Genomic DNA, 12,242 nt, shown 5'->3' with positions numbered 1-12,242 from the left:
GCGTGAACAGCATTCCGGCCGAGCTCGACGAGCTGCTGTCGCTCTACCTCGACGAGGAAGAGGAGGGCGAGGCCGCCTTGCGTCGCGCCGGGGAATGGGCGGGCAAGCACCCGCTGGATATCGCGGACCTGTTCGATTGGGTGCAGCGGTATCCGGCGAGCAAGGAACGACGCCAGCGTGCGCAGGTCGTGCTGCGTGCGGCGCTCGGTATGCGGCTCGTTCCCGGCCCCGTGTGTCGGCCAACGCCGCCGTAGCCCGGACGAAGTCCGGGGTTTCCCTCGCATACGGAGCGCAACCCGGACTTCGTCCGGGCTACGTTTGCGATATCCACCGCACCGTCGCTTCGATCACCTTCTCCGGTTGATCCCGGTGCGGTGAATGCCCGCAGGCTTCGAGCTTGAGCAGTTCGGCACCGGGCACGAGCTCCGCGATCCGGTCGATCTGCCGCATCGTCCCGTACTCGTCGTTCACGCCCTGGATCGCGAGCACCGGGCAGCGTATCCGCGCGACCTCCTTCTCGATGTTCCAGTCGCGAAACGCAGGATCGAGCCAGATGTCGTTCCAGCCCCAGAACGCCGAATCGACGTCGGCGTGATAGCGCGCGAGCTTCTCGCGCAGCCCGGTCTCCCGGTATGTCGTGCGGACCTTGGCGATGCTGTCGACGCTCAGGTCCTCGACGAACAGGTGCGGCGCGAGCACGACCGCGCCGCTCACGCGGTCCGGATAGCGCGACGCGTGCAGCAACGCGATCGATGCGCCGTCGCTGTGTCCGAACAGCCAGGGCTTCTGTTTCTCCACATCGATCGAAAGGGCGGACAACAGGTCGGGCAGCACCTCCTGCGCCTGCTGGTGCATGAAGCGGGTCGACCATTTCTCGTCCGCCGCGCGCGGCGTCGACAGCCCGTAACCCGGTCGTGAGTAGACCAGCCCGCGAAATCCTCCCGCCTCGCACAGCCGGTGCGGGAAATCGCGCCACATCGAGATCGAGCCGAGTCCTTCGTGCAGGAACACGAGCAATGGCGCATCGGGAGCCTGCGCGTCGATCCACTGGTATTCGATCGTCAGCGGGCGTGTGGCGCCGGGGATCAGTGCGAGTTTCGTCGTCATGTCGAGACGGTTGCGGGATGGATCTTCCGAAGCGTAACCGAGAGCCGGCCTCGCCTTGCCCGGAACGAACGGGTGATCAACGCGGCCACAAAAAAAGAGGCGCCGAGTGGACGCCCCTTTTCCATTCAAGCGGAGAGCCGGGCCGATCAGAAATCGTCGCCCGTCTCCATGCCGCTGGCTCAGCCCATGCCCGGGATGCCGCCGCCGCCGCCGGCCTGGCCGGTGAACGAGGGCGCCGGCGCCGGTACATCGGCCACCATCGCCTCGGTCGTCAGCAGCAGGCCGGCCACCGACGTCGCGTTCTGCAGCGCCATTCGCGTCACCTTGGTCGGGTCGATGATGCCCAGCTTGATCATGTCGCCGTACTCGCCGGTGGCCGCGTTGTAACCGAACGCGCCCTTGCCGGCGGCCACCTTGTCGAGCACGACCGAAGGCTCCCCGCCCGCGTTCTTGACGATCGCGCGCAGGGGTTCCTGCAGCGCGCGCTTGAGGATGTTGATGCCGATCTGCTGGTCCTCGTTGGCGCTCTTGAGCTTGTCGAGCACCTTGGACGCGCGCACCAGCGCAACGCCACCGCCGGCCACGATGCCTTCCTCGACCGCCGCATGCACCGCGTGCACGGCGTCGTCGACGCGCATCGTCTTCTCTTTCATCTCGACCTCGGTGGCCGCGCCGACCTTGATCACGGCGACGCCGCCGGAGAGCTTGGCGAGCCGCTCGTGCAGCTTCTCCTTGTCGTAGTCGGCCGAGGCCGCTGCGATCTGGGTGCGGATCTCGCCGACGCGCGCGTCGATCAGCGCCTTGTCGCCAGCGCCGCCGACGATCGTGGTGTTCTCCTTGTCGATCACGACGCGCTGCGCCGTGCCGAGGTCGGCCAGCGTGGCCTTCTCGAGCGTCAGCCCGATGTCCTCGGAGATCACGGTGCCGCCGATCAGGGTCGCGATGTCCTTGAGCTGCTCCTTGCGACGGTCACCGAAGCCCGGCGCCTTCACCGCGGCGGACTTGAGGACGCCGCGCACGTTGTTGACCACCAGCGTGGCCAGCGCCTCACCCTCGACGTCCTCGGAGATGATGAGCAGCGAGCGGCTCTGCTGGGACGCTTCCTCGAGGATGCCGAGCATCTCGTGCAGGTTCGCGATCTTCTTCTCGGAGATCAGGATCAGCGGATTCTCGAGTTCGACGGTCTGGTTGTCGGTGTTCGTGATGAAGTAGGGCGAGAGATAACCGCGGTCGAACTGCATGCCTTCGACCACGTTCAGCTCGTTGTCGAGACCGGTGCCTTCCTCGACCGAGATCACGCCTTCCTTGCCGACCTTGTCCATGGCGTCGGCGATGATCTTGCCGATGGCCTCGTCCGCATTGGCCGACACGGTGCCGACCTGCGCGATGGACTCGCGCTCGCTGCAGGGCGTCGACAGCTTCTTGAGCTGGGCCACGACGGCCTCGCAGGCCTGGTCGATGCCGCGCTTGATGTCCATCGGGTCGACGCCCGAGGAGACCGCCTTGAGGCCTTCGTTGAAGATGGCCTGGGCCAGCACGGTGGCGGTGGTGGTGCCGTCGCCAGCGTCGTCCGCGGTCTTGGACGCGACCGACTTGACCAGCTGCGCGCCCATGTTCTCCATCTTGTCGGAGAGTTCGATCTCCTTGGCAACCGTGACGCCGTCCTTGGTGACGACCGGACCGCCGAAGGAGCCCTTGTCCAGCACTACGTTGCGGCCCTTGGGCCCGAGGGTGGCTTTCACCGCGTTCGCGAGGATGTTGACGCCGGCGGCCATGCGCGTGCGGGCGCTGTCGGCGAAATTCACGTTCTTTGCTGCCATCTGAAACTCTCCGTTTGTCGTTTTATGTGTGCGGCCGCGGGCGGGAAGCGCCAGCCGGACCGCGAGAATACGCTGCGCGCGCCGGTTCCCGGCGATCGTGCTCAGGTTTCCGCTGAGGTGATGGCGGCGCCTTTGGCGTTCTCAAGGGGCCTCCGGCTCCGAAGGCACGGCCGTGGCCGGATTCCCTGGAGCGCTGCGCCGTGCCGTCGAATACGGATACCGGGCGGGTCTGGATGCCAGCGCACGGCTTCCGTAGCCCGGGTGAAACCCGGGATCGCCCCTATCAATTGGCAAAAGCCCCCGGGTTTCACCCGGACTACAGGGATCAGCGGGTAGCCCGGACGCAGTCCGGGGTTTTCAGGACGGGCGAGCGGAATCCCGGACTTCGTCCGGGCTACGGGGTGGCCGGCTTCAAGGCGGCCATTTCGAGATCCCGCAGCTTGAATCGCTGGATCTTGCCGGTGGGCGTCTTCGGCAACTCGAAAATGAAGTCGATGCGGCGCGGATACTTGTGCGGCGCCAGGCGCTCCTTGACGAAGCGCTTGATCTCCACCGCCAGCGCATCGCTGGCCTCGACGCCCTGCCTGAGCACGACGAAGGCCTTGGACTTGGTCAGGCCGTCGCCGTCGGTGATGCCGATCAGCGCGGCTTCGAGCACGAACTCGTGCTGCATCAGGCAGCACTCGACCTCGAACGGCGACACGTACTGGCCGCTGACCTTGAGCATGTCGTCCGAGCGGCCCGCGTAGGTGTACCAGCCCTGCGCGTCGCGCACGTACTTGTCGCCGGTCTTGGTCCAGCCGCCGAGGAAGGTGGCGCGCGACTTCTCGCGGTTGCCCCAGTACATCAGCGCGGAGCTGTCGCCCTTCACGTAGAGATCGCCGACCTCGTCCGCGCCGACCGGCGCGCCGCTGTCGTCGAGCAGTTGCAGCTCGTAACCCGGCACCGGCTTTCCGCTGGTTCCGTAGCGAAGCTCGTCGGCGCGATTCGACAGGAAGATGTGCAGCATCTCGGTGGAACCGATGCCGTCGAGAATCGGCGCGCCGAAGTGCGCTTCGAACTTCTCGCCGATCTCCTTGGGCAGTGCTTCGCCGGCCGAGGTGCAGCGGCGGATGCGAACGGTCTCGCGTGCGGGGAGGGCGGCGGATGCGAGCATGCCGGCGTACAGCGTGGGGACGCCGAAGAACACGCTGGGCTGGCCGTCGACGAGGCGCTTGAACACGGCGTCGGGCGTCGGGCGCTCGGCCATCAGGATCACCGTGGCGCCGACGCTGAGCGGGAACGTCAGCGCGTTGCCCAGGCCGTAGGCGAAGAACAGCTTGGCAGCGGAGAACGTGACGTCGTCTTCGCGCAGGCCGAGCACGTTCGCGCCATAAGTGGCGGCGGTCGCGAACAGGTTGCCGTGCGTGTGCACGGTGCCCTTCGGACGACCGGTGGAACCCGAGGAATACAGCCAGAACGCGATGTCGTCGCGGCCCGTGGTGGCGGCGACCGGCATCTCCATGCCGGCCGCGAGCAGGTCCTCGAAGCGCTTCGCGCCGATCGGCAGCGTCGCCGAATCCGCGCGCGACACGATCAGGCTCTCCGGCTTCACCGAGGACTGCTGCACCGCGGATTCGATCGTTGCGAGCAGCGCCTGCGAGACGATCACGGCGCGTGCACGCGCGTGTTCGATCATGTACGCGTAGTCGGTCGCCCCCAGCAGCGTGTTGACCGCCACCGGCACGACGCCCGCGTACAGGCAGCCGAGGAAGGCGACCGGCCAGTCGGTGCTGTCGTGCGCACAGAGCAGCACGCGATCCTCGCGGCGCAAGCCGAGGCTTTCGAGCGCGCCGGCGAAGCGGCGGACGGCCCCGGCGAGCTGGCCGTAGCTGAGCGAACCGGCGTCGTCGATGTACGCGAGCTTGTCGGCACGCGACGCGTTGAGGTCGAGCAGGTGCTGCGCGAAGTTGAGCCTTTCGGGCGTGGGCTCGATGCTGACCGCGTGGTTCATCCCTTGTGCTCTCCTCAATCTCGTGTGTGATCGCCGCGTGGACGCGGTCGCTGCAGCAGATGCCGTCGATTCTTCGTTGCCGCGTCGATCACCATCAGGCCCGTCGAGGATGACAGGCTTGCGGCAGAACCTTCGCGCGAGGACCCCCGCAGCAATGCGGGGTCCTCGTCCTTCAATCCGTCTTCGCGTCGTCCGGTCCCGGCGTGAACTGGATCGCGCCCTTCGGCAACAGGTAGAGCACCAGCGCACGGCCGTCGCTGACGGTCGGGTAGTGGGCCGAGCCCGGCTCGTAGACTTTCCATCCCGCCGGGCTGCCGTTGAACCGGGCCTCGCCCTCGAGCGGCATCACCAGATCGATCTCGCCTTCGGGATGGACGTGATGAGGCCCCTTGATGCGGTCCATCTCGACGACGTCGACCGAGAAGCCGTCGATCGCCGGGTCGGGCTTGATCACGCGGCCGTAGCGGATGCCGCCGGCCTCGCGGCTGCACATCCAGCCCTCGGCCACGCCCTGACGGCAGGCGTCGAACAGCTTTGCGTATAGCGGACTGTCCGCGGCCGCCCAGTGGTTCAGATCGGACTGGAGATCCGTGTCGAGTGGTCGGCCCGCGATGTGCCGGGTGACTTCGGCGATCAGATCGCGGAACGCCGCCTGTGAGGTGTCGCTGCTCATGGGTTGGTCCTCTGCCGGGCCTGCCCGTCTTGCGCAGGCCGGAGTTGATGATGTAAAAATGCATCATAGTGCATAAGAAGTAAAGCTGTGGAGGGTGGTCCGCCCGACCCCGAATGCCCCCGAAATCTCCCGATGCCGCCCGGACCGCGCCTGCCGCGACGCCGGACGTGCGTGATCCGTTGCAGGTCGCGTTGGGGTCTCGCGTGCGACGGCTACGCGCACGTCGCGGCATCACGCGAAAGGTGCTCGCGCAGATCGCGGACGTCTCGGAACGACACCTGGCGAATCTCGAGGCCGGCGACGGCAATCCCTCGGTCCTGATCCTGCAGCAGATCGCACAGGCGCTGGATTGCTCGCTGGCCGAACTGCTCGGAGACGAGACCACGGACTCCCCGGACTGGCTGCTGATCCGCGATCTGCTGCACGGGCGCACGCCGGCGCAGCTCGAGGCGGCGCGCAACGCGCTCACCCAGCTGTTCGGCAGTCCGGAGACGCGCGACCACCGACTCGACCGGATCGCGCTGATCGGATTGCGGGGCGCCGGCAAGTCGACGCTTGGAAGAGGCCTGGCGGACCGTCTGCGCCGGCCCTTTGTGGATCTGAATCGCGAGATCGAGCGCGTCGCCGGCTGCCGTCCGGACGAGATCCATTCCTTGTACGGGCCGGTGGCCTACCGGCGCTACGAGCGCCGGGCGCTCGAGGACGCGCTGGAGAAGCATCCGCTGGCCGTCATCGACACGCCGGGTGGCATCGTCACCGAGGCGGCGACGTTCAACCTGCTGCTGTCGAAGTGCTACACGATCTGGCTCACCGCCGCGCCCGAAGAGCACATGAACCGCGTCATCGCCCAGGGCGACCTGCGGCCCATGTCCGGCAACAAGCAGGCGATGGACGACCTGCGCCTGATCCTGCAGGAACGCACGCCGTTCTATGCCAAGGCGGACCTGCTGTTCGATACCAGCGGCAAGCCGCCGGCGGAGTGCCTGTCGGCCGTCGCGACCGCGCTGGAACGGACGATCGCGACGCGCGAGTAAAAGCTTCGGGTTGACATGCACAATAATGCATGCAAAATAATGCATCAACGCGCCAGCGTACTGAGGAGTCCCCCATGCAGCCGTCCGTACCCAACGTCGATTACCGCACCGAGCCCGCGAAGTACCGGCACTGGCGTCTGAGTTTCGACGGCCCGGTGGCGACGCTGGCGATGGACGTGGCCGAGGACGCCGGCCTGCGCCCCGGCTACAAGCTCAAGCTCAACTCCTACGACCTGGGCGTGGACATCGAACTGCACGACGCGCTGCAGCGCGTGCGCTTCGAGCACCCGGAAGTGCGCAGCGTCGTCATCACCAGCCTGAAGGACCGCATCTTCTGCTCGGGCGCCAACATCTTCATGCTCGGCACCTCGTCGCATGCGTGGAAGGTGAACTTCTGCAAGTTCACCAACGAGACCCGCAACGGCATCGAGGATTCCTCGCGGCACTCGGGACTGAAGTTCCTCGCGGCCGTGAACGGCGCCTGCGCCGGTGGCGGCTACGAGATGGCGCTGGCCTGCGACGAGATCTACCTGGTCGACGATCGCTCGTCCGCCGTCTCGCTGCCGGAAGTCCCGCTGCTCGGCGTGCTGCCGGGCACCGGCGGCCTGACCCGTGTCACCGACAAGCGCAAGGTCCGCCACGACCTCGCCGACATCTTCTGCACGAGCATGGAAGGCCAGCGCGGCCAGCGTGCGAAGGACTGGAAGCTGGTGGACGAGATCGCCAAGCCCGCGGTGTTCGCCGACACGGTGAAGAAGCGCGTGCTCGAACTGGCGGCGCAGAGCGACCGACCGGCCGCTGCCAAGGGCGTGCAGCTGACGCCACTGGAGCGCAACGACAGCGCGGACGGCATCGAGTACCGCTACGTGTCGGTGAGCATCGATCGCAACCGGCGTCTGGCCAACCTCACGGTGAAGGCGCCGGAAGCGGCCCAGCCCACCGACATCGACGGCATCCTCAAGGCCGGCGTGAACTGGTGGCCGCTGCGTCTGGCGCGCGAGCTGGACGACGCGATCCTGCATCTGCGGACCAATGAACTCGAAGTCGGCACCTGGCTGCTGCGCACGCAGGGCGATGCGGCGCATGTGCTCGGCTGCGACGCGGCGCTCGATGCGCACCAGAAGCACTGGTTCGTGCGCGAGACGCTGGGCTTCCTGCGCCGCTGCCTGGCCCGTCTCGACGTCTCCTCGCGCACCTTGTTCGCGCTGATCGAACAGGGCTCGTGCTTCGCCGGCACGCTGCTCGAGATCGGCCTTGCCGCGGATCGCAGCTACATGCAGGCGCTTCCCGAGAACGCGCCGAGCCTGCAGGTTTCCGCGCTCAACTTCGGGCACTACCCGATGGTCAACGGCAAGTCGCGCGTCGCGCATCGCTACTACGACGACGCGGGCGAGATCGAGGCCGTACGCAAGACGCTCGGCTCCGCCATCTCGCCGGCCGACGCGCAGAAGCTGGGCCTGGTCACCGGTGCACCGGACGACATCGACTGGGAAGACGAGATCCGCATCGCGCTGGAAGAGCGCGCGGCGCTGTCGCCCGATGCGCTCACGGGTCTGGAAGCCAACCTGCGCTTCGGCATCACCGAGACGATGGAGACCCGTGTCTTCGGTCGTCTCTCCGCCTGGCAGAACTGGATCTTCATCCGCCCGAACGCCGTCGGCGAGAAGGGCGCGCTGAAGGTCTACGGCAAGGGCGAGAAGGCGGCGTTCGATTTCCAGCGAGTCTGAAAGAAAATCTTTTGACGCAAAGGGCGCAAAGGGAAAAGAAAGGACGCAAAGTTTTTCGATTGGCTTTCTTTTCTCTGCGCCCTTTCTTTTCCCTTTGCGCCTTTGCGGTTGATTACTTTCCGCAGCGAGCAACTATCCGGAGTTTCCGATGAGCGCCATCGACTACAGCCAGAAGATCCCGAACAACGTCAACCTCAACAGCGACCGCGTGCTGCAGCGCGCGCTCGAGCAGTGGCAGCCCAACTTTCTTTCGTGGTGGGGCGACATGGGGCCCGAGGGCTCGCATCAGCACGACGTCTACCTGCGCACCGCCACCAGCGCGGAGCCGAGCGGCTGGGCGCACTTCGACTACGTGAAGATGCCGGACTATCGCTGGGGCATCTTCCTGTCGCCCCAGGTTCAGGACCGCAAGATCCACTTTGGCGAGCACATGGGCGAGGACGTCTGGCAGGAAGTGCCGGGCGAGCACCGCGCCAACCTGCGCCGCATCATCGTCACGCAGGGCGACACCGAGCCGGCGTCGGTCGAGCAGCAGCGGCACCTGGGCCTGACGGCGCCCTCGTTGTACGACCTGCGCAATCTGTTCCAGATCAACGTCGAGGAAGGCCGTCACCTGTGGGCGATGGTGTATCTCCTTCACCGCTACTTCGGCCGCGACGGTCGCGAAGAAGCGGACGCGCTGCTGCAGCGCCGTTCAGGCCAGGAGGACAACCCCCGCATCCTGGGTGCGTTCAACGAGCAGACGCCGGACTGGCTGGCGTTCTTCATGTTCACGTACTTCACGGACCGTGACGGCAAGTTCCAGCTCTGTGCACTGGCCGAGTCGAGCTTCGATCCGCTCGCGCGCACGACCAAGTTCATGCTCACCGAGGAAGCGCACCACATGTTCGTGGGCGAGTCCGGCGTGTCGCGCGTCATCGCGCGCACCTGCGAACTGATGAAGAAGCACAACGTCGAGGCGCCGGACCAGGTTCGCGCGCTCGGCGCCATCGACCTGCAGACGATCCAGCGCTATCTGAACTTCCACTACAGCGTCACGCTCGACCTGTTCGGCGCCGACCAGTCTTCCAATGCGGCCACGTTCTACAACACGGGCCTGAAGGGCCGTTACGAGGAGACCAAGCGCGGCGACGATCACCTGCTGAAGGATCGCGGCTACAAGATCCTCAACGTGGTCGACGGCAAGCTGGTCGAGAAGGAAGTGCCGATGCTCAACGCGCTCAACGAAGTGCTGCGCGACGACTTCATCAAGGATTCCGAAGCCGGTGTCGGCCGCTGGAACAAGGTCATCGAGAAAGCCGGCCTGCCGTTCCGCCTGACGGTGCCGCACAAGGCGTTCAACCGCCAGATCGGCACGCTGTCGGGCGTGCGCATCGCGCCGGACGGCCGTCCGGTGTCGCAGGAAGAATGGAACGCCAAGGCCAGCGAGTGGATGCCGACCGCGGCCGACCGCGCGTATGTTGCATCCCTGATGGGCCGCGTCGTCGAGCCGGGACAGTACGCCAACTGGATTTCGGCGCCGCTGTCGGGCATCAACAAGCAGCCGCTGGACATTCCGTACGTGCGGTTTAATTGACATCGTATTGCGGGTGTTTTTACCGCAAAGGCGCAAAGGGAAAAGAAAGGTCGCAAAGGAGCAATGACCTTTTTTGTTCTTTACCTCTGCGTCCTTTCTTTTCCCTTTGCGCCTTTGCGGTGAGGTCTGTCTGATATCGAGATGAGCGCTACGCCCGACATCCTCAAGCAGCACCTGATCGATCCGGTCATCTGCATTCGCTGCAACACCTGCGAAGAGACCTGCCCGGTCGATGCGATCACGCACGACTCGCGCAACTACGTCGTCGATCCGGATATCTGCAACGGCTGCAACGCCTGCATCTCGCCGTGCCCGACGGGCTCGATCGACAACTGGCGCAATGTCGTGCGCGTGAAGGCCTACTCGCTCGACGAGCAGCTGGGTTGGGACGAGCTGCCGCAGGAACAGGAGATCGAGGGCGCCGAGACGGCGACGACGAGCCCCACGGGTGGCGGCAGCGGTGGCGCCGACGAGACTACGTTCACCCCGCCTCCGGTCGACGCCGCGCGCGGCTCCACGGTGCCGCCGAAGTCCGCGCCCAGGCCGGTGGTGAACAGCCATACGCTCAAGCAGCCCGCGGTGGCCACCGTCACCGGCAACTTCCGCGTCACCGAGCTCGGTCGCGATTACGACACGCACCACATCGTGCTGGACTTTGGCTCCTCGCCGTTCCCGGTGCTCGAAGGCCAGTCGATCGGCATCATTCCGCCGGGTACCGATGCGCACGGCCGGCCGCACCACGCCCGCCAGTATTCGATCGCGAGTCCGCGCGATGGCGAGCGGCCCAAGTACAACAACCTGTCGCTGACGGTGAAGCGGGTGACCTCCGATCACGCCGGCAACCCGGTGCGTGGCGTGGCGTCCAACTACGTCTGCGACCTGCAGAAGGGTGACCAGGTGAAGGTCATCGGTCCGTTCGGCAGCAGCTTCCTGATGGCGGACGATCCGAAGGCCAACCTGCTGATGATCTGCACCGGTACCGGCTCGGCGCCGATGCGTGCCATGACCGAACGCCGCCGCCGCCTGCGCAAGGACGGGGACGGCAAGCTGATGCTGTTCTTCGGCGCGCGCACCAAGGAAGACCTGCCGTATTTCGGCCCGCTGATGAACCTGCCGAAGGACTTCATCGACATCCATCTCGCGTTCTCGCGCAAGGAAGGGCAGGCCAAGACCTACGTGCAGGACCTGATGCGCGAGCGGGCCAGCGACGTCGCGGCCTTGCTCACCAACGATGCGACGCACATCTATGTCTGCGGGCTGAAGGGCATGGAGGACGGCGTGATGGACGCGCTGCGTTTCATCGCCGACCAGCACGGCATCGCGTGGAAGGAATTGCATCCGAGGATGAAGGCCGAGGGAAGGCTGCACCTCGAGACGTATTGACGTAGCCCGGGTGCAACCCGGGAGCTTGTTCGTTCCTGCGGGAAGTCACCCCGGGTTTCACCCGGGCTACACGGATGTCCTGCGGAAGACGACACTCGGGTCTGACCCCAGGAGCCGAAGGACCATGGAAACGATCTGCGAAACCCCCGAACTGCGCGTCCTCGTCCGTGACGATGGCATCGCCGAAGTCGTCTTCGGCCCTGCCGGCAGCGTGCCGCTCTGCAGCGCCCCCACGCATCTTGCGCTGAGCCGCATCTGGACGCAGCTCGACGAGCATCCCCGCGTCCGCGCGATTCTCGTGCGCAGCGACGGCAAGGCGTTCTGCGCCGGCGGCGCGCACACGATGATCGAGCAGATGATCGCCACCGAAAGCGTGCGCCTGCAGGTGATGCGCGAGGCACGCGACATCGTGCTGGGCATGCTGAACTGCGACAAGCCGATCGTCTCCGCCATCAACGGAGCCGCCGTCGGAGCGGGCCTCGCAGTGGCGCTGATGGCTGACATCACCGTTGCCGCGCGCGGGGCCAAGCTGATCGATGGCCACACGCGCATCGGCGTGGCGGCGGGCGATCACGCCGCGCTGGTGTGGCCGCTGCTCTGCGGCATGGCGAAGGCGAAGTACTACCTGCTGCTGTGCGAGACGGTCCTCGCCGAAGAGGCCGAGCGCATCGGCCTGGTGACGATGTGCGTCGAACCCGACCAGCTCGCCGCGACGGCGGAGTCGATCGCGCAGCGCCTCGCGCGCGGCAGCGCCACGGCGATCTCGTGGACCAAGCGCAGCCTCAACCACTGGCTGCGGCTCGGCCTGCCGGCGTTCGAGCATTCCGTCGCGGCGGAGATGAACGGCTTCGGCGGCGCCGACGCCCGCGAAGGCCTGGCTGCGATCACCGAGAAGCGCACGCCGCGCTTCGGATGAACCGGGAGATCCG

At 66.3% G+C, this 12,242-nt stretch carries 10 protein-coding genes; 6 read left to right on the top strand and 4 right to left on the bottom strand.

Annotation, left to right across the window (positions count from 1 at the left end):
• The first annotated feature begins 2 nt into the window (after positions 1-2).
• Positions 3-254, top strand: a complete 252-nt coding sequence (locus tag DFR24_RS11660; RefSeq protein WP_133881596.1) for a hypothetical protein — start codon at positions 3-5, stop codon at positions 252-254.
• A gap of 58 nt (positions 255-312) precedes the next feature.
• On the opposite strand, the gene DFR24_RS11655 is transcribed toward DFR24_RS11660, so the two are convergent.
• The 4 genes from DFR24_RS11655 to DFR24_RS11640 form a co-directional block, all read right to left on the bottom strand.
• The gene (locus tag DFR24_RS11655) at positions 313-1,107 is read right to left on the bottom strand and encodes an alpha/beta fold hydrolase (RefSeq protein ID WP_133881595.1); all 795 of its coding nucleotides are present in this window, start codon (positions 1,105-1,107) and stop codon (positions 313-315) included.
• A gap of 179 nt (positions 1,108-1,286) precedes the next feature.
• Positions 1,287-2,927, bottom strand: a complete 1,641-nt coding sequence (gene groL, locus DFR24_RS11650; protein ID WP_133881594.1) for a chaperonin GroEL — start codon at positions 2,925-2,927, stop codon at positions 1,287-1,289.
• 394 nt (positions 2,928-3,321) lie between these two features.
• A complete protein-coding gene (locus DFR24_RS11645; RefSeq protein ID WP_133881593.1) occupies positions 3,322-4,920 on the bottom strand; it encodes a benzoate-CoA ligase family protein in 1,599 nt (532 codons plus the stop codon).
• 172 nt (positions 4,921-5,092) lie between these two features.
• Positions 5,093-5,593 carry a 4-hydroxylaminobenzoate lyase gene (locus tag DFR24_RS11640; protein ID WP_133881592.1) on the bottom strand — a complete coding sequence of 167 codons (501 nt, stop codon included), beginning with the start codon at positions 5,591-5,593 and terminating at the stop codon, positions 5,093-5,095.
• A 113-nt stretch (positions 5,594-5,706) separates the two neighbouring features.
• Between DFR24_RS11640 and DFR24_RS11635 the strand changes: the two genes are divergently transcribed.
• The 5 genes from DFR24_RS11635 to DFR24_RS11615 all read left to right on the top strand — a co-directional run bounded on the left by DFR24_RS11635 (position 5,707) and on the right by DFR24_RS11615 (position 12,229).
• Positions 5,707-6,627, top strand: a complete 921-nt coding sequence (locus DFR24_RS11635) for a helix-turn-helix transcriptional regulator (protein WP_133881591.1) — start codon at positions 5,707-5,709, stop codon at positions 6,625-6,627.
• Between the two features lie 74 nt (positions 6,628-6,701).
• Positions 6,702-8,354, top strand: coding sequence for a 2,3-epoxybenzoyl-CoA dihydrolase (gene boxC, locus DFR24_RS11630; RefSeq protein WP_133881590.1), 1,653 nt, complete (start codon positions 6,702-6,704; stop codon positions 8,352-8,354).
• Between the two features lie 148 nt (positions 8,355-8,502).
• Entirely contained in the window at positions 8,503-9,930 is a 1,428-nt protein-coding gene (boxB, locus tag DFR24_RS11625) for a benzoyl-CoA 2,3-epoxidase subunit BoxB (RefSeq protein WP_133881589.1), read from the top strand.
• A 141-nt stretch (positions 9,931-10,071) separates the two neighbouring features.
• Complete coding sequence (gene boxA, locus DFR24_RS11620; protein ID WP_210772415.1) at positions 10,072-11,313, top strand: benzoyl-CoA 2,3-epoxidase subunit BoxA; 1,242 nt, start codon at positions 10,072-10,074, stop codon at positions 11,311-11,313.
• Between the two features lie 124 nt (positions 11,314-11,437).
• Positions 11,438-12,229: an enoyl-CoA hydratase/isomerase family protein gene (locus tag DFR24_RS11615; protein WP_133881587.1), complete on the top strand. Its 792-nt coding sequence runs from the start codon at positions 11,438-11,440 to the stop codon at positions 12,227-12,229.
• Positions 12,230-12,242: the final 13 nt, after the last annotated feature.

The organism is Panacagrimonas perspica (genome assembly GCF_004364935.1).
GTDB lineage: Bacteria > Pseudomonadota > Gammaproteobacteria > Nevskiales > Nevskiaceae > Panacagrimonas > Panacagrimonas perspica.
Note: the sequence above shows the minus strand (reverse complement) of the source record. Positions and strands in the feature narration are given on the sequence as shown.